23 protein-coding genes are annotated in these 22,198 nt (G+C 69.0%); 3 read left to right on the top strand and 20 right to left on the bottom strand.

What is annotated here, in order from left to right:
• Positions 1-27 precede the first annotated feature (27 nt).
• The 8 genes from hemC to hemE all read right to left on the bottom strand — a co-directional run bounded on the left by hemC (position 28) and on the right by hemE (position 6,686).
• A complete protein-coding gene (gene hemC / locus ACIPEQ_RS16290; RefSeq protein WP_402715975.1) occupies positions 28-1,101 on the bottom strand; it encodes a hydroxymethylbilane synthase in 1,074 nt (357 codons plus the stop codon).
• Positions 1,098-2,330 (bottom strand): ferrochelatase, encoded by a 1,233-nt coding sequence (locus ACIPEQ_RS16285; RefSeq protein ID WP_402715974.1) that lies wholly within the window; start codon positions 2,328-2,330, stop codon positions 1,098-1,100. The genes hemC and ACIPEQ_RS16285 overlap by 4 nt, the downstream gene beginning before the upstream one ends.
• Positions 2,327-3,109, bottom strand: coding sequence for a hydrogen peroxide-dependent heme synthase (gene hemQ / locus ACIPEQ_RS16280; RefSeq protein ID WP_209675935.1), 783 nt, complete (start codon positions 3,107-3,109; stop codon positions 2,327-2,329). The genes ACIPEQ_RS16285 and hemQ overlap by 4 nt, the downstream gene beginning before the upstream one ends.
• Before the next feature lie 72 nt (positions 3,110-3,181).
• Complete coding sequence (locus tag ACIPEQ_RS16275; protein WP_058729362.1) at positions 3,182-3,412, bottom strand: DUF3618 domain-containing protein; 231 nt, start codon at positions 3,410-3,412, stop codon at positions 3,182-3,184.
• Between the two features lie 34 nt (positions 3,413-3,446).
• Positions 3,447-3,881, bottom strand: a complete 435-nt coding sequence (locus ACIPEQ_RS16270) for a phage holin family protein (RefSeq protein ID WP_126890054.1) — start codon at positions 3,879-3,881, stop codon at positions 3,447-3,449.
• A complete protein-coding gene (locus ACIPEQ_RS16265; RefSeq protein WP_066651317.1) occupies positions 3,878-4,132 on the bottom strand; it encodes a hypothetical protein in 255 nt (84 codons plus the stop codon). The genes ACIPEQ_RS16270 and ACIPEQ_RS16265 overlap by 4 nt, the downstream gene beginning before the upstream one ends.
• A 98-nt stretch (positions 4,133-4,230) precedes the next feature.
• A complete protein-coding gene (locus ACIPEQ_RS16260; RefSeq protein ID WP_402715973.1) occupies positions 4,231-5,559 on the bottom strand; it encodes a protoporphyrinogen/coproporphyrinogen oxidase in 1,329 nt (442 codons plus the stop codon).
• A complete protein-coding gene (hemE, locus tag ACIPEQ_RS16255; protein WP_402715972.1) occupies positions 5,556-6,686 on the bottom strand; it encodes a uroporphyrinogen decarboxylase in 1,131 nt (376 codons plus the stop codon). The genes ACIPEQ_RS16260 and hemE overlap by 4 nt, the downstream gene beginning before the upstream one ends.
• 122 nt (positions 6,687-6,808) lie before the next feature.
• Between hemE and ACIPEQ_RS16250 the strand changes: the two genes are divergently transcribed.
• Together ACIPEQ_RS16250 and ACIPEQ_RS16245 are read left to right on the top strand one after the other, a co-directional pair.
• Positions 6,809-8,131: a glutamyl-tRNA reductase gene (locus ACIPEQ_RS16250; RefSeq protein ID WP_402715971.1), complete on the top strand. Its 1,323-nt coding sequence runs from the start codon at positions 6,809-6,811 to the stop codon at positions 8,129-8,131.
• The gene (locus ACIPEQ_RS16245) at positions 8,086-8,559 is read left to right on the top strand and encodes an NUDIX domain-containing protein (RefSeq protein ID WP_402715970.1); all 474 of its coding nucleotides are present in this window, start codon (positions 8,086-8,088) and stop codon (positions 8,557-8,559) included. Before ACIPEQ_RS16250 ends, ACIPEQ_RS16245 begins: the two co-directional genes overlap by 46 nt.
• 6 nt (positions 8,560-8,565) lie before the next feature.
• On the opposite strand, the gene ACIPEQ_RS16240 is transcribed toward ACIPEQ_RS16245, so the two are convergent.
• The 10 genes from ACIPEQ_RS16240 to ACIPEQ_RS16195 form a co-directional block, all read right to left on the bottom strand.
• Positions 8,566-8,814, bottom strand: coding sequence for a hypothetical protein (locus tag ACIPEQ_RS16240; protein WP_402715969.1), 249 nt, complete (start codon positions 8,812-8,814; stop codon positions 8,566-8,568).
• Positions 8,811-9,017: a hypothetical protein gene (locus ACIPEQ_RS16235; protein WP_402715968.1), complete on the bottom strand. Its 207-nt coding sequence runs from the start codon at positions 9,015-9,017 to the stop codon at positions 8,811-8,813. Before ACIPEQ_RS16235 ends, ACIPEQ_RS16240 begins: the two co-directional genes overlap by 4 nt.
• A 148-nt stretch (positions 9,018-9,165) precedes the next feature.
• Positions 9,166-10,326, bottom strand: a complete 1,161-nt coding sequence (locus ACIPEQ_RS16230) for a hypothetical protein (protein WP_402715967.1) — start codon at positions 10,324-10,326, stop codon at positions 9,166-9,168.
• A gap of 281 nt (positions 10,327-10,607) precedes the next feature.
• Positions 10,608-10,817, bottom strand: a complete 210-nt coding sequence (locus ACIPEQ_RS16225) for a hypothetical protein (RefSeq protein ID WP_402715966.1) — start codon at positions 10,815-10,817, stop codon at positions 10,608-10,610.
• An 876-nt stretch (positions 10,818-11,693) separates the two neighbouring features.
• Positions 11,694-12,527, bottom strand: coding sequence for an RHS repeat-associated core domain-containing protein (locus ACIPEQ_RS16220; protein ID WP_402715965.1), 834 nt, complete (start codon positions 12,525-12,527; stop codon positions 11,694-11,696).
• Positions 12,524-12,925: a hypothetical protein gene (locus ACIPEQ_RS16215; RefSeq protein WP_402715964.1), complete on the bottom strand. Its 402-nt coding sequence runs from the start codon at positions 12,923-12,925 to the stop codon at positions 12,524-12,526. Before ACIPEQ_RS16215 ends, ACIPEQ_RS16220 begins: the two co-directional genes overlap by 4 nt.
• A 143-nt stretch (positions 12,926-13,068) precedes the next feature.
• A complete protein-coding gene (locus ACIPEQ_RS16210) occupies positions 13,069-13,356 on the bottom strand; it encodes a hypothetical protein (RefSeq protein WP_402715963.1) in 288 nt (95 codons plus the stop codon).
• Between the two features lie 920 nt (positions 13,357-14,276).
• The gene (locus tag ACIPEQ_RS16205) at positions 14,277-15,008 is read right to left on the bottom strand and encodes an RHS repeat-associated core domain-containing protein (RefSeq protein WP_402715988.1); all 732 of its coding nucleotides are present in this window, start codon (positions 15,006-15,008) and stop codon (positions 14,277-14,279) included.
• 107 nt (positions 15,009-15,115) lie between these two features.
• Positions 15,116-17,752: a PA14 domain-containing protein gene (locus ACIPEQ_RS16200; protein ID WP_402715962.1), complete on the bottom strand. Its 2,637-nt coding sequence runs from the start codon at positions 17,750-17,752 to the stop codon at positions 15,116-15,118.
• Positions 17,753-18,078: 326 nt separating this feature from the next.
• Positions 18,079-18,357, bottom strand: a complete 279-nt coding sequence (locus tag ACIPEQ_RS16195; protein ID WP_402715961.1) for a hypothetical protein — start codon at positions 18,355-18,357, stop codon at positions 18,079-18,081.
• A 104-nt stretch (positions 18,358-18,461) separates the two neighbouring features.
• Between ACIPEQ_RS16195 and ACIPEQ_RS16190 the strand changes: the two genes are divergently transcribed.
• The gene (locus ACIPEQ_RS16190) at positions 18,462-19,145 is read left to right on the top strand and encodes a DUF4232 domain-containing protein (RefSeq protein WP_209824976.1); all 684 of its coding nucleotides are present in this window, start codon (positions 18,462-18,464) and stop codon (positions 19,143-19,145) included.
• 1 nt (position 19,146) lies between these two features.
• Here the strand turns inward: ACIPEQ_RS16190 and ACIPEQ_RS16185 are convergent, their stop codons facing one another.
• Both ACIPEQ_RS16185 and ACIPEQ_RS16180 read right to left on the bottom strand, forming a co-directional pair.
• On the bottom strand, positions 19,147-20,151 hold the full coding sequence (locus tag ACIPEQ_RS16185; RefSeq protein WP_250368147.1) for a serine hydrolase: 1,005 nt from the start codon (positions 20,149-20,151) through the stop codon (positions 19,147-19,149).
• The gene (locus tag ACIPEQ_RS16180; protein ID WP_402715960.1) at positions 20,151-22,115 is read right to left on the bottom strand and encodes a M13 family metallopeptidase; all 1,965 of its coding nucleotides are present in this window, start codon (positions 22,113-22,115) and stop codon (positions 20,151-20,153) included. The genes ACIPEQ_RS16185 and ACIPEQ_RS16180 overlap by 1 nt, the downstream gene beginning before the upstream one ends.
• Between the last annotated feature and the right edge of the window lie 83 nt (positions 22,116-22,198).

Below are 22,198 nucleotides of genomic sequence, written 5' to 3'. Positions count from 1 at the left end.
GCGAGCGGTGTCGTCCGTGGTGACCGCCTAGGCCGTCGTCGAGCTGTCGTCCGCCGGCTGCTCGGCAGCGGGCGTGGAGAGCCCCGGCCCGGCCGAGTGGTCGCCCTCGGCCGGAGTCTCGGACACCGACGTCGCCAGGTCCGCCAGCTCGGCGGCACCGTTCTCGAGGAGTTCGGCAGCCACGCGCCCGGCGACCTCGAGGGCCTCGTCGAGCCGGTCCTGCGCGGAGCCGTCGAGGTGCGCCGCGTGCGACGCCGTGCGGTACTCGGAGCCGTCCGGGCGGTAGACCGTGGCGGACACGAGCAGCAGCTCGGCGTCGACGACCGCGGTCGCACCGATCGGTGCGGAGCAGCCGGCCTCGAGCTTCGCGAGGATCTCGCGCTCAGCGGTCACCGTCAGGCGCGTCGGCGCGTGGTCGAGCTTGCGGAGCGCGGCGAGCAGGCTCTTGTCCGTCTCGTCCGCACGGATCTCGACCGCGAGCGCACCCTGGCCGGGAGCACTCGGCCAGAAGCCGAGGTCGAGCAGCTCGGTCGCCGCACCGAGTCGGTCGATGCGACCAAGCCCGGCGGCGGCGAGCACCACGGCGTCGAGGTCGTCGTCCACGCGCCCGAGGCGGGTGTCGATGTTGCCGCGGATGTCGATCACGTCGAGGTCGGGACGCTTCGCCTTGAGCTGCGCGACGCGGCGGGGCGAGCCCGTCCCGACCTTCGCGCCATCGGGCAGGGTGTCCACCGTCGCACCGTTCCGCGCGACCAGGACGTCACGGGCGTCGGCGCGCTTCGGCACCGACGCGATCGTGAGCCCCTCGTACGGAGCGGTCGGGAGGTCCTTCAGCGAGTGCACGAGGACGTCGACCTCGCCCGCGACCAGGGCCTCGCGCAGGGCGCTGGCGAAGACCCCCGTGCCGCCGAGGCTCGCGAGGGACGCACGGTTCGTGTCGCCCTCGCTCGTCACCGTGACGAGTTCGACGGGCCGACCCGCGGCCTTCGCCAGGCGGTCGGCGACGTCCTGCGACTGCGCGACCGCGAGCCGGCTGGCACGCGTGCCGAGCCGGATCGGGGCCGGGCCGTCGGAGGGCGTCGCGCTGTGGCCGTCCGTCACGGAGCGACCCCGGCCGCGGCCGGCTTGAACCCGGCGCGCACGTTCTCGCAGCAGCCCGGTCGGCACACGTCGTACCAGGGGCCGATGTCGGTCAGGTGCGGACGCTCGGTCTTCGGCGTGCCGTTCACACGCTCGAGCACCAGGTCGACGAGGCCGGCGACGTACGCCGGGTCGACGCCGGGGGTCTGCGTGCGGAGCGACCAGAAACCGAGCTCACCCGCGGTCTCGGTGGCCTCTTCGTCGAGGTCCCACATGACCTCCATGTGGTCGCTCACGAAGCCGAGCGGGACGATGAGCACGGCGCGGGTCGGGCCGCCCTTCAGCTCCTCGTTCATGTAGTCGTTGATGTCGGGCTCGAGCCACGGCTGCGTCGGGGGGCCCGACCGCGACTGGTAGACGAGCTTCCACGCGGGCTTGGAGGTGCCCTGCAGGTGCGCGAACTCGGGCTGCTCGAGCAGCTCGGTCCAGGCCTGCTCGAGGACGACCTCGCCGACGGCCAAGTGCTGCGCCTCGTACGCGCCGTGCTCGTCGAAGCCCCGGTAGTCGGGGCCCGACTTCGCCGCGTCGGTGGACGGGATCGAGTGCGTCGAGAACAGGATGTGGAGCTCGGTCGCGACGTCGAGGCCCTCGTTCTCGCGGATCGCGCGGGCCATGCCGTCGCGGACACCGTCGACGAACGGGCGCACGAAGCCCGGGTGGTCGAAGAACTGGCGGACCTTGTCGACCTGGATCGTGTCGATCAGGCCGGTCTCGGTGAGCACGCGGGCGTAGTCCTCGCGGTACTGCCGGCAGCTCGAGAACGACGAGTAGGCGCTCGTCGCGATGGCGATCAGCTTGGTGTGGCCCTTGTCGGCGGCCTCGGTGAAGGCCTCCTCGAGGTAGGGCGCCCAGTTCCGGTTGCCCCAGAGCACGGGCATGTCGATGCCGCGCTTCGCGAGTTCGCCCTCGAGCGCCGCCTTGAGCGCGCGGTTCTGCGCGTTGATCGGGCTCACGCCGCCGAAGTGGCGGTAGTGGTGCGCGACCTCCTCGAGGCGCTCGTCCGGGATGCCGCGGCCGCGGGTCACGTTCCGGAGGAAGGGGATGACGTCGTCCTGGCCCTCGGGGCCGCCGAAGCCGGCGAGCAGGATCGCGTCGTACGCGGTCGGGACCTCGACGTGCTCGGGGCCGTCGACGGCCGCGGGGGTCGCGGCGAGGACCTTCCCGTTGGTGATCTGGCTGGTGTCGGTCACGACAGCACCTCCGGCAGTTCGGCGGTCGTCACCCGACGACCGGTGAAGAAGGGGACCTCCTCGCGCACGTGCAGGCGCGCCTCGGTGTAGCGCAGGTCGCGCATGAGGTCGACGAGGTCGACGAGCTCGGGGCTCTCGAGCGGAAGGATCCACTCGTAGTCGCTCAGGGCGAAGGTCGCGATGGTGTTCGTCAGCACACGGCGGTACTTCGCGCCGGCGATGCCGTGGTCGCGGAGCATCTTCGAGCGCTCCTCTTCCGGCAGGAGGTACCACTCGAACGACCGGACGAACGGGTACACCGTGATCCAGGCCTCGGGGTCCTTGCCGCGGAGGAACGCCGGTGTGTGGCGCTTGTTGAACTCGGCCTCGCGGTGCATCGCCATCGCGTGCCACACCGGCTCGGCGTCCTGGAACAGCGCCGTGCGGCGGAGGTCGCGGAGCGCGGCCTGGATCGCCTGTGCGTCGTCGCCGTGCAGCCAGATCATGACGTCGGCGTCGGCGCGGAAGCCGGAGACGTCGTAGAAGCCGCGGATCGTGACCCCGGCGTCGGCCGCGCGGGCCACGGCGGCGTCGAGCTCGGCGACGGCGTCGTCACCGACGCGGTGGATCGGCCCGAGCGGTCGACGGAACACGGCCCACAGCGCGTACGCGGTGAGCAGGTTCGGGTCGATCCCGCTCGCCGGGTCGGTCTCGTGCGCCGGGCTGCCACCGTGCGCGGGGGCACCGGTGGCGGGGTCGGGGACGTTCTCGTGCGGGGCTGCGTGCACGTCGGAGCTCATGGTTCCTCGTCTTGTCGGTTGCCTGGGTCGTGGCTGCGCGCCGCGTCCGGAGGACCACCGATCAGAGGCGGTCTACCGCCGTCGGAGCACCGCTACGACGATACTCCCGACCACCGCCACACCGGCTGCGAGGCCAGCCAGGTAGGGCACCGGCTTCTCGTCGATCCCCTGCTTGACCTTCGACGCCGCGATGCCGAGCTGCTTCGGCACGTTGAGCTTGTCCTCGATGGCGTCGAGCGTCTCGAACAGCTGCGTGCGGGTCGCCGCGACGCGGTTCGCCAGGTCGTCGTGCTGATCGGTCACAGGGGTCCTCCGGTCGGGGTGTCGGTCCCGCCGCTCAGGCGCGGGGGTTCCGGTCGTGCTGGCCGGGCTTGTTGCCCAGGCCCTTCACGGCGTTGATGTCGTCCTTGACGCTGTCGATCGTGCGCTTCGGCGTGAGGGGCAGGCCCTTCTTGAAGCGCTTCCAGCCGACGAACCCGAGGATGCCGGCGACGATCAGCATGACGACGGCGAGCAGCAGCGCCGCGAGCCACGCCGGCATCACGGTCGCGAGACCCATGACGGCGGCGGTCAGCAGCACGCCGATCGCGTACAGCACGATGACGAGGGCGCCGATGAGCAGCCCGGCAGCGAGTCCGAAGACCTTCGCCTTGGCGATCATCTCGGCCTTCAGCAGGTCGATCTCGCCCTTGACGAGGTTCTTGACCAGCTTCGGGATGTCCCCGACCAGACCGAACAACGATCGCGACTTGCGGTCGCGGGTGTCGGTCATGAGGTGGTCGAGTCCTTCTTCTGGCTGACCTTGCGGACGACCTTCTTGGTCTGCTCACCGACGAACTCGGCCACGTCCGGGCCCTTGTCCTGGATGAACTCCTCGGCCTGGTGCACGCCCTTCTGGACGTTGCCGTTGTTCCAGATCTTGCCGCTGACGGTCTTGATCTGCTCGTACCGCGCCCGTCCGGCTCGCGATCCCAGGACGTACCCGAGTGCGGCGCCGGCGACGAACAGGAGCTTGCCTCGCATGTGCGATCCTCCGTTGTTGAGGGTGTGCGGTGGTCATGCGCCGAACGGAATACGTCCGGCGTTCGTCCACAGTAGCCCTCGGGTGCTCCCCGGTCCGCTCAGGAACCCAGGATGCGTGCAGCGGACGTGCGGGCAGCGGCGACGATGCCCGCCAGACCGCGGCCGGACGAGGTCTCCCCGATGCCGACGACACCCTCGGCCAGGCCTGCGGCGGTCAGGTCGGGCCCGTACCAGCGCACCCGGGCAGCGCCCACCACGCGGTCGGCGGTCACCGGGACGCCGAGCAGTGCGGTGGCGTCGCGGGTGGCGCGGGTCCCGACGGCATCGTCCGGGTCGACCGGGAGGCTCGTCCCCGTCCCCGCAGGTTCCGTCCCGTCGCCCTCGGGTCGCGTCGCGTAGCTCAGCCGCAGCACGTGCCGGCCGGCGGCGGCCTCGGCGAGCCACGGCCACTTCACAGTCGCGTGCGTGAGGGCCTTCGCGCGGACCCCCTCGGCGTCCGGGTGCACGAGCATCCCGGTACCACGGGGTCCGGCGTCGAGCTCCGGCTGGTCGACCACGAGCGTCACGAGTTCGATACCCGTGCGGTCCGGTGCCGCGGTGCGAGCCGGGTCGGGTGTCGAGGCGAGGACGTGCTGGGCCGGCAGGCGCTCCACGGTGCCGTCGGCCGTCACGGTCTCGACGGCGAAGCGCTCGATCGCCGTCGCGCGGGTGCCCAGCCGGACGTCGACCCCGTAGGTCGCCGTGTCGGCCTCGAGCTCGTCGACGAGTCGGGCGATGCCGCCGCGGATGCCCTGCACCGCCGACCCCGCGGTGGCCCGGGAGCGCAGCGCGAGCACGGCGCGGGCGAGCGACCCCTCACGCTGCAGGGCGGCGCGGAGACCGGGGGCCACGCGGTCGGGGTCGAGCTGGTCGGGGTGCGTCGAGTACACGCCGCCGGCGACCGGGACGACCAGGTCGTCGAGCACGCGCTCCCCCATCCGCTTCCGGACGAGGGCGCCGAGCGACTGCGCCCGGGCACCGATCGGCGAGGGCAGCAGCGAGTCCATCTGCGCGCGGAGCCCACCGCCCTGGCCGATCACCGCGAGGACGTCGGCGGCCATCGGGCTGCCCGGGATCCCGAGGAACCCGGTCTGCGGGATCGGGGCGGTCCGGCCGTCCCGGGTCATCAGCCACGCACCACGCGGGTCCGGCGACACGATGTCGTTCCCCAGGCCGAGCTCGATCGCGAGCCGCTCGACGGCGTCGGTCCGGGTCGCGAAGGACTCCGCTCCCAGGTCGAGGTCGAGCCCGGCGACGGTGTGCCGGCGGATCATGCCGCCGACGCGGTCCCCTGCCTCGACGAGCACGACGTGCGCGCCGCCCTTCGCCAGGTCACGGGCGGCGACCAGGCCGGCGACGCCACCCCCGACCACGACGACGTCGGTCACGCTGCGGCTCCCGTCCCGTCGGTCCGGCCGTCGCCCAGCCCGTGGATCAGCTCGACCACGCGCGTGAGCACGGTCGGGTCGGTCTCCGGGGGGACGCCGTGCCCGAGGTTGACGACGTGGGCCCGGGCCGCGCCACCGCGACGGACGACGTCGCGCACGTGGTCCTCGAGGACCTGCCACGGGGCGGCGAGCATCGCGGGGTCGATGTTCCCCTGCACGGTGACCCCGGTGCCGACGCGGCGGACGGCGTCGTCGAGGGGGACGCGCCAGTCGACCCCGACCGCGTCGACGGCGATCGTGTCGGCCGGGTCGCCCAGGGTCGTCATCTCGTGCAGGACCTCGCCGCTGCCGACGCCGAAGTGGATGCGCGGGACACCGAGGTCGGCCACGTGCGACAGCGCCGTCGCGGAGTGCGGTGCGACCGAGGCCACGTAGTCCGTGCGGGACAGCGATCCGACCCACGAGTCGAAGAGCTGTGCGGCCGAGGCGCCGGCGGTCACCTGCGCCCGGAGGAACGCCCCCGAGACGCCGGCGGCCCAGTCGAGCAGGCGCGCCCAGGTCTCCGGGTCGCTGTGCATGAGCGTGCGGGCGCGGATGTGGTCCTTCGACGGCCCGCCCTCGACCAGGTACGCGGCGAGGGTGAACGGCGCTCCGGCGAACCCGATGAGCGGGGTGTCGCCGAGCTCCGCGACGGTGCGCTGCACGGCCTCGGTGATCGGCGCGAGGGCCGCGGGGTCGAGCGGGGCGAGTGCGTCCACGTCCGCCGCCGTGCGGATCGGGGAGCCGAGCACCGGACCGCGACCGGGGACGATCTCGACGTCCACACCCGCGAGCTTGATCGGCACCACGATGTCGCTGAAGAAGATGCCCGCGTCGACCCCGTGGCGTCGGACCGGCTGCAGGGTGATCTCCGACGCCATCGCCGGGTCGAGGCACGCGTCGAGCATCGCGGTGCCCACGCGCAGCTCCCGGTACTCCGGCAGCGACCGACCGGCCTGGCGCATGAACCACACCGGCAGCGTCTCCGGCCGGTCCCCGCGGAGCGCCCGGACGAGCGGCGACCCCGAGGTCCTGCCGGTCACGAGCGGGTGGCTGTCGGGCAGGGCGGAGGGCACGGCGGAGGTCACCCGCCGATTCTCCCATCCGCCGCCGGGCACCGACCGCCCAGGACGCGGTCGCCACCCCACAGTCTGCTGTGCACGCGGAGGGCGAACAGCCGTCACTCCGAGCGCGAGTTACGATGGAAGACGTGCTCATCTGTCTCACGGCGTCGCACCGCAACGCCAGCTTCGACCTCCTGGAGCGACTGAGCATCGGCGCACCGACCGCCGCGAGCCGTCTGGTGACGGACTCCGACGTGCTCGACGGAGCCGTCGTCCTCGCCACCTGCAACCGCTTCGAGGCCTACCTCGACATCGCGGGCGACGACCGCGACTCCGCCGTGTCGGCCACCGTCGACGCCGTCGCCACCGCCAGCGACCTCGTGCCGTCCGAGGTCCTCGACTCCGTCAGCGTGCTCGGCGGCGGGGACGTCGTGCAGCACCTGTTCGCCGTGTCGAGCGGCCTCGAGTCCGTGGTCGTCGGCGAGACCGAGATCTCCGGCCAGGTCCGGCGTGCGCTCGAGGACGCCCGCGCGAACGGGACGACCACCTCGGACCTCGAGCGGCTCTTCCAGGAGGCCGCGCACACCTCCCGCGGCGTCAAGACCCGCACCCGCATCGGCGCGGCCGGTCGGTCGCTCGTCCGACTCGGCCTCGAGCTCGCCTCGTCGCGCATCACCGACTGGGCACGGACCCGCGTGCTGCTCGTCGGCACCGGCAGCTACGCCGCCACCACCATCGCGGCCCTGCGCGACCGCGGTGCCACGACCATCCAGGTCTTCTCGCCCTCGGGCCGCGCACCGTGGTTCGCCGCGAAGCACGACCTGGTCGCCGCGTCCGACCTGCGCCAGGCCATCGGCGCGAGCGACGTCGTCATCACCTGCACCTCGAGCGAGGTCCCGGTCGTCGAACCGGCCGACCTCGACGACGGGCAGCGCCGCATCGTCATCGACCTCGGGCTCCCCCGCAACGTGGACCCCGACGCCGCCGACGTCGACGGTGTCGAGCTCCTCGACCTCGAGACGATCAGCATCCACGCGCCGATCGCCGAGCTGAACGCCGAGTCCGAGGCCCGGCAGATGGTCGACGACGCGGTGTCCCGCTTCCGTGCGCAGGCGCTCGAGCAGTCGACCACGCCGGCACTCGTCGCCTTCCGCAAGCACGTCTTCGACATCCTCGACGACGAGATCGACCGGGCGAAGCGTCGCGACGCCGACCCCGAGTCCGTCGAGCAGACCGAGCGGGCGCTCCGGCACCTGGTCGGCGTCCTGCTGCACCGCCCCTCGGTGCGCGCGCGTGAGCTCGGTCGTGCCGGCCGCGGCGAGGAGTTCGTCGGCGCCCTCGACGCCCTGTTCGGCGTGCACCCTGAACCCGAAGCGGAGCTGCCGTCGCCGGTCGTGCCGCTCGCGGAGCGCACCGCGCCCGAGTGCCCCGTGTCGTCGGACCGCACCGGCGAGGCGGACGCGAGCTGAGCCTCCAGGCCGACGCCCCGACCCTGCGTGTCAGCGCGCTGCTGCTGGTGCGCGACCGGCGGGTCCTGATGGTGCGCGCCCGCGGGCGCGACGTGCTCTACCTGCCCGGTGGGAAGGCGGAGCCGCACGAGAGCGACGTGCAGGCTGCGCTGCGTGAGGCCGACGAGGAGATCGCGGTCCGGCTCACCGCTGCCGACGTCGACTTCTTCGGGACCGTCACGGAGCCGGCGCACGGGCAGGCACCGGGGACGATGGTCGCGATGGCGCTGTTCCTGGTCCGGCCGGGAGGCACGGCGGACGCCGCCACGCCGGTCGCCTCCGCAGAGGTGGACGAGGTGGAGTGGGTCACCTCGGCGGACGCGAGCCGGTGCCCGCCGGCGGGTGTCGAGACGTTGCGGCGGCTGGTCGCCGCAGGGCTCGTCGACTGACGGGCGTCAGCGTGCCTGCCGAGGCGGGCCGAACATGATCTCGTCCGACAAGGGCCGGTCGATCGTCGCGTCCACGGGCAGCTCGTACACCGCGAAGCCCTCTGGATCCAACCGGTAGCTCTCGAATCTCCGACACAGGCTCCCGATCGCTTCCTCAGCGACCGACCGTGCGTCGAAGAACCCGATCGTCTTCGCGGTGATCGTCGTGTCGTCGTCGACCGTCGACCGGTGGACGAGGAGCCAGGTGGTCGTCATTCGACGGTGAACTCCGTCTCCCAGCTGAACCCGTTGATCTCGTAGCCATCGACGTACGTCTGGAGCCCAGGATCTCGACGCGCTGTTCGTTCGGCCTCAAGCGCTTCCCGCTCGGAGCTGTACACACCGAGCAGAGCCGCGCGTCCGGGATCCGTCTGACCGCACTCGTCCTCGGGGCCCTCGCACGAGAGCAACCAGACCATCGAATCCGGCGCTGCGGAGCGTCCGTCCTGATCGTGTTCCAACCGGGTGTCCGTCCCGTCGTGATCGATGCAACCGTTGCTCCACAAGCGACAGCTTGACGCATGCGAGTCACCCGTTCCGAAATTCAGAATCCCACCCCGAGGTGACTCAGTCCGGAATGTCCATCTCCCGAAGTTTGGCGGCGACGCGGACCGCGGACTGACGACTTCGCGCGACCACGTTGATGAAGTCGCCCTCCAGGTCGAGGTACACCGCTTCGGACTCGAGGAGATCAGGGATCTGCGACCGGAGCCACTGCTCGGTGTGGTCCTCCAGTCGAGCGCTGGCGTCACGCTCGACCGAGAAGTTCCATTCCTCCCCTTCGCTCCGTTCCGCGATGAAGACTCCGAACTGCGCCCCGTCGGCAAGTGTGATTCGAGACCGAGCGTGCGGCGCCTTCGGCAGGAACCAGTTGTCGCGGCCGGCGACATGAGGACGCAGATCGTTGACCCAGGACCCAGGTCGACTGATCTGGACCGAGACCTCGAACGGCAGTTCAACGAGCGCCATGGGCTGGTCGACTTCTCGGATCCGTGTCAGATCGACTGATTGCAGGTCGGGGAGCGCCTGCAGCGACGCCAGTCCCGTGAGACGCCTCGTCCCGTGGATCGTCAACCACTGCAGACCGACCGCGCTCGCCAGCCCCGTGATGTCGACCTCGTCTCCGTGCGCGACGATCGCCACGGTGTCGCATGCGTCGAGAGACCCGAACGAGTCCACGTGCCACGCGCTATCGAGACCTGATGACTCGATGCTCAGGTATGCGAGCTTGCTGGAAGACACGCGCCGTCGCGGTACGTCCCGGTCGAGCGAGATCTCGAGCGATTCGAGCTGTGGAGCGCGCAGGGCATTGACCAGGTTCGTGCCGACCACTCTGAGGTGGGTCAGCGCGGGCAGTTCGATCTCGCTCCGCAGAACGGGGATCTCGTGGAGGAGCGTCAGTCGTTGCAGACCGACTGCGGCAGCAAGGATCTCCCAGTCCGTCATGACGTTCCCGTAGTCCGAGTAGACGATCTCGTTCACGAGGGGAAGCACATCGGACAAGCTGCTGTGAGAGCACGGACCGTTCGGCCGCATCTCCACAGAGATGTACAAATCCGCGAAGTGCTGCAGGAGAGCAGCACGGGCCACTGCGGTCTCGTCGATGATGAAGATCGGGAAGTCGAGATGGTCTTCGATGACCTGCGACGGCGTGGCCGCGAGCGCGACGCGGAGACGTTCCCAGTCCAGCTTCGACCAAGCCCGCGGGTCGTTTTCAAACATGTTCATATTCCTCCCTGATTGATCGTCGGATAGCGCCGCTCCGAGAGACTATTCCTCGTCCCCCTCCGGAGCCGAGCCTGCCGAACCCATGAGCTTCCCAGGCTCATACCAATCATTTATTCCGGTGGTTCCACTGCGAGACCTGTTGTAAAGCGTGTCCCATCCCCGGCCGAGCGGCTCCTTTGCCGTATAACCCTTTTTGGGCGTGGCCACGTTGTAGGTCCGGCTCTTGCCGATGGAGTTGAGAGTACCCGCCTCATGCTTGTCGAGATCCGAGTGGAATTCCTTTATTTGAATCGAGACAATTCGACCTCGCTTGGAATACGGGTGCGGGATGCCGGACCGAACCCGTACGTCAACCGGTGCCGCGGGATAGCCGCGGCCACGAGCCTCCCGGCCGTGTCGTACGAGTACGACGACACGTTCGACGTCGCCCCGAGCCCGGTGGTGTCCTGCAGGACGTCACCGGACTGCGACCGGACCACCTGATCGGTCACCTGCGGCTGACCGCTCGGGAACGACCACGACGCGACGACTGATCCTTCCGGCACTCGATGCAAGCCGCGCACGCTTGCCAATTCCGCCGAAGGCAAATCCCGCGACACTCGTGCCGCAGCTGGCATTCCAATGCTTCGCCTGCGTGCGGAGCGTGCTCATTCCGTCTTCCTACGCCCTTGCGCTGCTGCGGATCGACGACGCGTACCATTTGAGCTGCGCTTCGCCATTTCCATCCTGAATAGCGGCTCCCAATATCTTATAACGCGTCGCTTGCCCGTCGTAAGCGAGAATTTCGTCCGCTAGCGTGGCCCTGTTCCCTTGCGCGTCGTACATCACTTGAGCCCTTCGTCGGACGGCCCCGTGACCGTGGCTCCGAGGAGCCAGACAGCCGCCGATGAATTCGAGCTGGTCGAGTTCACTCATCGTCAATACTGCTGCTGGCCCGGTTCTTGTCGTCACTTACGTCTTCGACGATCGTCGTGCGAGCGTCAAATCGCTCCGAAGCCCGAGCGCGCGCGTTCTTCACATCCGCCCGGGTTCTGAGGGGCGGATCGTCCGGCCGCCGGAGAATCAGCCCAGTCCGAGCATCAACGACGAATATTGTCCCCTCCGCGTAAGGGCCGGAAGCATAACCCAGACTCTCCTCGCGTTTTCGGAGATGAAGAGCGCGCATGTAGAAGTAAGTCATGGACAATCCGCATGGGCCGAGACACATACATACAGCGATGTTCCCGACTATCACGACGATCGAGCGCTCCAGGTTGTCAAGCTGAACGCTTGTCATCAACCACACCCCGCCCAGGCAAACTAGAGCGAAAAAGACTGCACCGCTAGTCGCGATGATCAGAGCATCGCCCGCTCGGTAGGCTGAAGGCTTAACGGCGTCGCGCATAATTTCCCCAACCTACGACGTTAGTGACCGCCCCATAGTGATAGCCGGCGACGCTGGACATGTTGCTTATGTTACGCGCCGCCGCATGCCCGAGTCGACTCACCTTCGGCAGAATTCTCGCCACCTTCCCTACTCCGCCAAAAGCGAAGCCGACAACACTGGTGCCACAGCTTGCATTGAAACCATGGCGGCAGTCAATAATTGCACCCGCGATCCCGGTGAGGAGAGAGATACCTCCCATGAATTGCAGTCCCGGAATGAAGGCCATGAATCCCGTCACCGCCGAGATTGTACCGAGGACGTTCGACAGCCGGTCGAGACTGCGCTCGCTGCGAGCCCGAGAAAGAGCTCTCGCCTTCCTCGAAGTCGCTTTCAACTTTACAGGACGGGACGAGCAGCCTTTCTTGCATCTCGCTTGCCCGTCGAGGTCGAAAGCGTTGATGGGGTCGTTGACGTATACGTACGCGTTGTCGGTGCCGCCTTCGACGGGGTCGACCTGCAGGAACCGGCCGAGGGCTGCGACGTACTGGCGGGCGCCCATCTCGATCGTGGCGATCGAGCCGAGGTGTTCGCTGAGCTTCTGGTGCTGCCCGAGCCACCCGTAGTCCGCGGCCCCTTGCTGCGTGTCCGGTCCGGCCTGGTTCGCCGCCGCCGTACCGAACAGGCCGGTGGTCTGGTCCATGACCTGACCGAACGGGTCGTACACCGGCAACACCTGAGACGCGAGCTGTCCGGTGGCGTCAGCGGTGGCGACGATGTCGCCGTGGATGTTCGGGTACGACCACACCGCCGACGCGCCTCGCAGCTCCGCAGTCACACCGCCCGGCAACGGAAGGTCCCACTCGGTGAGCTTGCTCGCCCCGTCGTAGACAAAGTCCGGGGTGTCACCATCACCGGTGAACCCGTACCGGTCACGATCTTCGACCCGTCCGGGGTCTGCTCGGTGCGCTGCACGATCCGGTTCGACGCGTCCCGCACGTACGACACCTTCGACCCGTCCGTCAGCGACGTCTGCACGTGCCGGTCCTGCCCGTCGTACACGAGGGACTCGTCCGCCAACGTGGTCGTGTTCCCGTGCGCGTCGTACACCAACTGGGACCCGGTCAGGGACTGGTTCACCGGGGTAGCACCGGTCACGGGGTTCGTCACCGTCGTGCCGAGGAGCCGGTCCGCGGCGTCGTAGCAGGACGCGACCTGCGTCGCCGCACCGGCCACGTTCCCGGCGGCATCCAGGAGCTGATCCGACGACGACGTCCGGTTCCCGTTCCGCCCTGCCGCAGCGACCGCGCTTGCCTGGTCACAAGACGATTATCGATCATGGCTGCTCAACGGCTCTTGCGCCCGCGAAACCAGCACTCTCAAGCGTCGTACAACGCCTTCAGAATTAATGACGCGGTAGTCAATAACAATACGAAGCCGTATCCGACAGCTCGCCGCCGCTGTTGCAAAGCTGAACGTTCTGGTTTTCGGGCTGCGCTTCGAATGCCTTCGAAGAATTCTTCCCCTATCAAGATGACTGCGCTCACCCAAAGTACGGCAGAGAGACTATTGGTCAGTTGACCGCCGCCAGCGATGACAAAAGCCACCACACTTGACGCGACAAACGCAGCAGCGAATGCGAAGCGCCATACGATCACTTTCTTCACCGCAATCGCCTCGACCGTCGGATCTGGCGAGCGATATTCGTTACACCCTTCACAAGCGCCATGCCGGGAGCTGTAGCGAAGTTTCGCTTCAAAGGGACGGGGTTGTGTCGCCCACGGAAAGAAAATTTACGCACTGGGGCAAGTCCGCGAGTGATGCAGCCCAAGCCACCCAAGGGCAACATGGTGATAAAACCTTCCACCGCCCCAATCGACAGCTGCCTGGCCAGATTCTCCCGAAGACGATTGACGTGCCAGTTGGCGGCGCCAAGTGCCGCTGCTGCCGCTATGCCACCCACGAGACATATCCGGTGGCAGACGCTCGGCAGCGGACCGGCAGAGCGTCTCGATGTAGTCGTACCCGGTCGGCACATTGAAGACCGCGCCGATCTTGATCACCGGAACCAGGACCGTCACATTCGGCAGCGCGAGCTCGACCGCTGCGACGCGGTCACCCACCGTGCTGGATGGAAGTGGCGCGCATGGAAATTCCTCCAACTCCGAAGATTTACCCACCAGACGTGTCGAAGTAGTCCGACCAGATGCGGTACCTGACCCGCGCATTGGTTGGCATTCTCGCCTTTCGTGTGATCTTGCGCAATTCGCTCAAGTTAAGCCCTGAACGCGGATTGACGAAGCCCGCCGGCGGGTCGAGTTTGTAAGTTTCGACTGCATAAGCTCCGTCATCATCAACGAAGAGCCACTGCAGGTATCGTTCGGACTTTTCAATGTTCACGACGACCAGGGGGCGTCCGGGCGCAATCAGGGCCGCTTTTATGTCTTCTCCGGAGAATACCTGCCAGAGCTCCGAGTTGCTTCGGAAAGCGCGCCGCGAAGCATTCTTTCGGTCTTTGGCAACCCCCAAAAGGGACACTATTGCTGTGATTACCAGAAATAGGACCAACCCAACTATTTCCAAGGTGTCACTTCCGCTTCCTGCGTGGTGGGTACAGCCAGGAGTCTCGACTGCTCACCGAGCGGTGAATCCACGTCGTTCCCTGCATGGTCCCGAACGCGAAGTCGACATTCTTGTGAGACCTAACCACATATCTCCCGACTCGGGCCGCACGCGCGCGGCGAGTCGCGGACACTTTCTGCGCAACCCTACCAATTTTGGAAGCCGCTGAAGCGCCACGGTATGCCTTGACGCCCAACTCGATCCCGCGACCTATGCCGAAGCTGGCCGCACCGGCAAGGTCGAGCCAGCCTGATTTGTCACCCTTTGACAGCTTGTATGCACCAACGCCGACGGAAAGGACTGCCGAAAGGATTCCGCAAAAGCCACAACCGAACAGCGCTGCGACGCCGAGACCGGAACTGATGTTATCCGCTACGTTCACCGAGTCCTGAAGCGTCCACGACTTGTTACCGTCGAGGTCGAAAGCGTTGATGGGGTCGTTGACGTATACGTACGCGTTGTCGGTCCCGCCTTCGACGGGGTCGACCTGCAGGAACCGGCCGAGGGCTGCGACGTACTGCCGGGCGCCCATCTCGATCGTGGCGATCGAGCCGAGGTGTTCGCTGAGCTTCTGGTGCTGCCCGAGCCACCCGTAGTCCGCGGCCCCTTGCTGCGTGTCCGGTCCGGCCTGGTTCGCCGCCGCCGTACCGAACAGGCCGGTGGTCTGGTCCATGACCTGACCGAACGGGTCGTACACCGGCAACGTCGTACTCGCGAGCTGCCCCGCAGCATCGGCCGTGGCGACGATGTCGCCGTGGATGTTCGGGTACGACCACACCGCCGACGCGCCTCGCAGCTCCGCAGTCACACCGCCCGGCAACGGAAGGTCCCACTCGGTGAGCTTGCTCGCCCCGTCGTAGACAAAGTCCGGGGTGTCACCATCACCGGTGAACCCGTACCGGTCACGATCTTCGACCCGTCCGGGGTCTGCTCGGTGCGCTGCACGATCCGGTTCGACGCGTCCCGCACGTACGACACCTTCGACCCGTCCGTCAGCGACGTCTGCACGTGCCGGTCCTGCCCGTCGTACACGAGGGACTCGTCCGCCAACGTGCTCGTGTTCCCGTGCGCGTCGTACACCAACTGGGACCCGGCCAGGGACTGGTTCACCGGGGTAGCACCGGTCACGGGGTTCGTCACCGTCGTGCCGAGGAGCCGGTCCGCGGCGTCGTAGCAGGACGCGACCTGCGTCGCCGACCCGACCGTGTTCCCGGCGGCATCCAGGAGCTGATCCGACGACGACGTCCGGTTCCCGTTCTTCCCAGCCGCAGCGACCGTACCCGACTGGGTGCACGTCGCCGGACCGAACCCGTACGTCAGCCTGTGCCGGGGGATCGACGCGGCCACGAGCCTCCCGGCCGTGTCGTACGAGTACGACGACACGTTCGACGTCGACCCGAGCACGGTGGTGTCCGTGAGGACGTCACCGGACTGCGACCGGACCACCTGATCGGTGACCTGCGGCTGACCGTTCGGGAAGGACCACACCATGCCGGTCAACACACCAGCACCGTTCTTCGTCACCGTCACCGACGTGCCGTTGCCAGCGCTCCCCGCACCCGCCGGGTACGCCACCGACGTGACCTCACCCCGCTGGTACGTCGGGACCGCGACGACCTTGCCGTCCACGGTGAACTGCGTCACCTTCGAGTCCACGTCGTACGACTGGCCCGTCGAGTGCTGCACCCCGTCAGCGGTCACCGCCAGTGACGAGGTGACCCGGCCAGCCTGGTCGTAGGACGTGGTCGTGGTGGTGCCCCACACGTCGACGTACTTGACGGCGCGGCCGATCAGGTCGGTCGTGGTGGTCGTCGTCGAGCCGTTCGGGGATCCCGGCACCGCTCCGTCAGCCACCGCGGTGGTGAGCCCGTCGGCGGAGTACGCGGTCGTCGCGGTGCTGCTGGGCTGCCCGTTGAACGCCGCGGTGACCGTCTTCACCGTCCGGCCTCGGGCGTCGAAGGTCACGCACGACCAGTCCGCGTCGCCGGAGGTCTTCGTCCCGGCGGTGCGACCCCACACGTCGTACAGGTACGACGTCACGACGGCACTGCCCGTCGCGGATGTCGGTGCGGTGGTCGACTTGAGCATCCCGTTCTGCGCGGTGGACACGTCCACGCCGCAGATCTGTCCGTCGGTGGTGCCGTAGGCGTCCTTGATCGTCTGCGACGCACCGAAGTACGCGTTCGTCGACGCGGCCGCCGCCTGCGCGGGCAGGGTGCGGGTCAGGGAGCGGAGGTAGCCGGCGCCGGGAGCCTCGGTGGTGGTCGAGGTCTTCAGGGCCAGCCCGGCCGGGTCGACGGTGGTGCCGTCGACCGTGCCGTACCAGGGCCGTGAGTACGTCGTGGCCGTGGTGATCGGGCTGATCTGGTTCGCCTGCGCCCCCGAGGGCACCGAGTCCGCCGTCGTCGACGACGTGCCGAGGTTGTACGCCGGCGACAGCATCGACGCGGGCACCACGTCGGCGGCCGTGTAGGTGCTCGGTGTGTTGCCGGCCGTCATCGCCAGCGCGAGTCGGGACGTTCCCGTCTGCTGCAGGTAGTTCAACCGGATGCGCAGGCTCTGCCCCGCAGCGACGGTGAACGGCTTGGTCGCAGCAGCGATGTGCGGACCGTGGGGGCCCCAGTCGTTGATGACGAGCTGGTCGTTGATCCAGAGCTTGGTGCCGTCGTCCGCCCACGTGTAGAAGCGGTAGGTACCGGCGGTCGGGAACGTGATCAGTCCGGTGAAGGAGACGGTCCAGTTCGCGCCGCTGGTCCCGCCGAGCACCGTTCCGGTGGGGGTCGTCATCGGGCTGACGGCGTTGTTCCCCGTCGACCAGTCGTAGTCGACGGCGCCGTCGGTCTTCCCGCCGTTCGCACCCGCCGCTGTCGGGACTCCGAGCGTCATCGCCGCCGGAGCACCGGAGAGCGTCTGGTTGTTGTACCAGGACGCCGCCAGGCCGCGGAGGTTCCCGTCGATGCTCGTCGTGGTCTGTGCCACCGGGGTGCCGGTGCCGGCGCAGACCCCGCTCGTGGGCAACGGCCCGTTGGTGTTCTGGATCGCGGTCGCGGGTTGCACCTGTCCGAAGCAGGACGTCGGTGCCGGACCGTAGGAGGCGACGGCGCGGTCCTGCTGGTCGTACACGGTGCTCGACTCACGACCCTGCGGGTCGATCGACGCGAGCTGGTTGTCGCGGCTGTTCCACACCGTGCTGCTCGTCAGCCCCGACGCGGACGTCGCCGACGTCTGCCGCAGCGCGGCGTCCATCGTCACCGTGGACGCGTGCCCGTTGGGCAGCGTGATCCCCGCGACGTCGACCGCACTGGTGCGGTTCCTTGCTGCATCCTCCGCACCGTAGGTGTACGTCTTCTGCGGCCGGGAGGCGCTGGTCACCCCGTCCGGGGCGGGCAGCGTCACCGAGGTGGCGCGGTCCGTTCCGTCGTAGCGGATGTCGGTCGGCACCTGTCCCCGCCTCCGCATGGACTCACCTACTGCTCCGACCGGTTCGAGACCGGCCCTGCTCCGCTCCCCTGGGAGCACGAAGACTGAGCGTAGGAACAGCGACCCCCAGCTGATCCATCGGTTCTGCCCCCCGTTCGGGGACGACGGACCGGCCGGGGTACGAGCCACATCGGTCGCGCTGCGCGGACAGGCCGCAGCGCGACGAACACTTCCGGCGTGGTACTGCTTCCGGGGTACGAGCTCGGGGTGAGGCTTCACACAGGAAGCCGCGGAGCGGCGTGGGGAGGGGCGACTCCGGTCAGCTCCGACAGGAGTCGCCCGGTGTCTCACTCGTCCTTGTCGACGTAGTGCCCGGTCTCGCCGGTGGGGGCCGGCTCGGCCTCGCCGGGGATGTCCGACTCCACGTACTCGCCCTCGTCCGCGCCGCCCGCACCCTGGGGCCGCGTCTCACCGGGGATGTCGCTGGAGACGAACTCGCCGGCAGGCTCGTGCGAGTCGACGTGGTGCTCGCCGGGGATCTCGCTGTCCGTGAAGGCTCCAGCGCGGGTGTCGACGCCGTCCGCTCGGCCCTCGTCGCCGCGTGCCTGCTCGTGCTTACCTGCCATGTTCCGACCTCCGTCGCTCGTGTTCCTGGCTGTGACGCGAGTGTGCCCGTGACGACTGGACGCCGCCCGAGTCCCGTGGGCAGGACCGGGTGTTGCGTCGAGGCATGCACCGCAGCACCCGCACACCCATCGTCCTCGCGAGCACCGGGGTCGTGCTCGCCCTCGCGCTCACCGGCTGTTCGTCGGGCGGTACGGACACGGCGCCGACGGCCACCGAGACCGTGACGGCCTCCGCCGCAGCGTCGTCGTCCCCGTCGACTGCACCGGCGTCGCCGTCCTCGTCGTCGGCCCCGTCCTCGTCCTCGGCGTCGGGTGGATCGGCGGCTGGCGGGTCCGGCAGCGACGGCGGCCGCTGTGCCACCGGCTCGCTCACGGGCAGCATCGAGTCCGGCAGCGGTGGGGCTGCCGGCAGCACGTACGTGCACCTCGCGCTCCGCAACACCGGCTCCACGACCTGCACGCTGCAGGGGTGGCCCGGGGTCTCCTTCGTCGGCGGCGGCTCGGGTGCGCAGATCGGCGCGCCGGCCACCCGTGACGAGGCATCGGCGCACCCGACCGTGACACTGGCGCCCGGCGCGGTGGCCGTCGCACCGCTGAAGATCACCCAGGCGGAGAACTACCCGACGGCGACGTGCGACCCGGTGGCCGCGGACGGGTTCCGCGTGTACCCGCCCGGGTCGACCGAGTCGCTGTTCGTGCGGGACTCCGGGGTCACCGCGTGCCGGTCGACCGACGCGGGGCTGCTCAGCGTGCAGGGGTTGGTGCCCGAGGGGCAGGCGGCGGACTGAGTCAGCGGTACGAGGGGGCGTGCACGACCTCGAGCACCTCGGTGCCCAGGGTCCGCAGGGCCTCGACCACCGCGAGCCGCCGCTGCAACGTCGCGTCGTCGAACGTCACCGTGACCGCGTAGCTCACCGACGAGCCAGGTCCGCGCAGGATGCCCGCCTCGGCCCGCACTCCCGTCGACGACCCGGTGACGACGACCGCCTGCAGGCCGTGGTCGAGCGCCCGGTGCGCGAGCGGGTCGAGGCCGAAGGCGCCGGCGACCAGGCTGAGGTCGCTCGCCAGCGAGAGCCACCCGAGCACGCGGTTCGACACCGGTTCGTCGACGACCTCGCCGAGCGCCAGACCGCGCATGAGCCAGGCGAGCTCGCCCGCCGGCGCGACCGAGGCATCGGGAGCGTCGTCGGGTCCCCGCCGGTCACGGACCCGGTCGATCAGCGCGGTCCGCTCGATGCCGAGCGCCTCGGCACGCTCGCGCACGGCGTCGATGCCGACGGCGGAGAGCAACGCGTTCGTGGCCCACGCGTCGGCGGAGGCCCCGACGAGCGTCGCGAGGTCGGAGACCTGCATGGTCGACTCCTGCAGGAACTGCCACAGGCCCGCACCGGTGGCGGTGTCCCGGGCCATCCGCTGCAGGCGGTCGCCGTGCAGGCGGCCGTCCTCGAGCTGGGCGGCCGTCTCGATCAGGAGCAGCACCCGGCCGAGACTCGCCACCGGCTGCACGAGCGTGTCGTCCACGGCGAGCAGCGCTCGGCCGGTCGATGTGTCGATGACCGAGGCACTGACGGACGCACCGTCCCGTGCCAGCGCACCCAGTGCCTCCAGGCCGGCGCTGAACCGCTCGTCCGCTCCCCCGCGGTGGCGGCCACGCGCACGTGCGCCGTCCGCGGCGTCGACCTGGTGTCGACGCCGCGGACGGCGGGTGGGGCCTGCGGAAGCACCCGGCTCCGGGCGACCGGCGCTCGGCTCGGCGTCCGGCTCGGACGACGGAGCCGCGTCCGACTCGGTCATCACCAGATCGCGACGCGCTCGGCCGGGTCGAGGTACATCGTGTCCGACTCCGTGACGCCGAAGGCCTCGTAGTAGCCGTCGATGTTCCGCACGATCTGGTTGCAGCGGAACTCGTTCGGCGAGTGCGGGTCGATGCTCAGCAGACGCGCTGCCTCCTCCGGACGGATCGCCATCCGCCAGGCCTGCGCCCAGCTGAGGAAGAAGCGCTCGGCACCGGACAGCCCGTCCACGACCGGCGGCTCCTGGCCGTCGAGCGACAGCAGGTACGCCTTCCACGCGATCGACAGCCCGCCGAGGTCACCGATGTTCTCGCCGATGGTCAGCGCGCCGTTGACGTGTCCGTCTGGCACCTCCGTCGGCACGAGCGCGTCGTACTGGGCGATGAGGGCCTTCGTGCGCTCTTCGAACGCCTGGCGGTCGGCCTCGGTCCACCAGTTCTGCAGGCGGCCGTCGCCGTCGTACTGCGACCCCTGGTCGTCGAAGCCGTGGCCGATCTCGTGGCCGATCACCGCGCCGATCGCGCCGTAGTTCGCGGCCGCGTCGCGCGAGGCCTCGAAGAACGGGAACTGCAGGATCGCCGCGGGGAACACGATCTCGTTGAAGCCCGGGTTGTAGTACGCGTTGATCGTCTGCGGGGTCATGAACCACTCGTCGCGGTCGATCGGCGTGCCGATCTTGCCGAGCTCGCGGTCGACCTGGAAGCTCGCGACGGCCCGCACGTTCCCGATCAGGTCGTCCGGGCTGACCGACAGGGCCGAGTAGTCGCGCCACTTGACCGGGTAGCCGATCTTCGGCGTGAACTTGTCGAGCTTGTCGAGGGCACGTGCGCGGGTCTCGTCGGTCATCCAGTCGAGGCCGGTGATGCTCTGCCGGTACGCCTCGACCAGGTTGGCGACGAGGTCGTCCATCTCGGCCTTCGACGTCTCGTCGAAGTGCTCCTGCACGTAGATGCGGCCGACGGCCTCGCCCATCGCGCCCTCGACCAGCGAGACGCCGCGCTTCCAGCGCTCGCGCTGCTTCGGGGCGCCGGTGAGGGCCGTGCCGTAGAACGAGAAGTTCGTCGCGGACATCGCGCTCGTCAGGTACGCCGCGGACCCGCGGATGACCTGCCAGCGCAGCCAGTCCTTCCACGCGTCGAGCGGCTGCGAGCGGAGGAGCTCCGCGAGCCCGGTGATGAACGACGGCTCCCGGACCACGACGGTCTCGAACGCGCCGGCCGGCGCACCGATCGCCTGCCACCACAGGTGCAGGTCGGCGCCGTTCGCCAGCGCCGTCACCTCGTCCCAGCTCATCTTGTTGTAGGTCTTCTGGCTGTCGCGGGTGGTGACGTTGTCCCAGTGCACCGCGGCGAGCGCCGTCTCCAGAGCGATGACGGCCTCGGTGCTCTGCCCCGCGTCGGCGAAGCCCGCCAGCGGGAACATCGACGCGACGAACTCGCGGTACTTCGCGCGGATGTCGGCGAAGCGCTCCTCGCGGTAGTACGACTCGTCGGGCAGGCCCAGGCCGGACTGCTCGAGGAACACGACGTACGACTCCGGGTCACCCGGGTCGTTGTCGACGAAGAGCTGGATGAAGCCGGGCAGGCCCAGGCGCTCGAAGCGTCCGACCATCGCGATGACGTCGTCGGTCGTCTCGACGGCGTCGATCTCGCCGAGCAGCGGGTCGATCGGGCCGGTGCCGAGGGCCTCGAGGCGCTCCTCGTCGGTGAACGACGTGTAGAGGTCCCCGACCTTGCGCTCCTCGGTGCCGGGCGCGGCCTGCTGCGAGCGCTCGACGATCGCGCGCACCGCGACCTCGGCGTCCTCGGCGAGCACCGTGAACGAGCCGTACCGGGCCTTGTCGTCGGGGATCGGCGTCTCCGCGATCCACGTCCCGTTGACGTGCCGATACAGGTCGTCCTGCGGGCGGACGTCCGGGTCGAGCTCGTCGGTGTGGATCCCTGAGGTGCGTGCGACGTCGGTCATGCGCTCCACGATAGCCACCGGTGCCCGGCCGGCACGGAGTCAGCAGTCACTCCGGTGTAGACATCCGTAGACAACCGCGTATC

Origin of the sequence: Curtobacterium sp. NPDC087080, assembly GCF_044745105.1 — a bacterium.
Classification (GTDB): domain Bacteria; phylum Actinomycetota; class Actinomycetes; order Actinomycetales; family Microbacteriaceae; genus Curtobacterium.
Note: the sequence above shows the minus strand (reverse complement) of the source record. Positions and strands in the feature narration are given on the sequence as shown.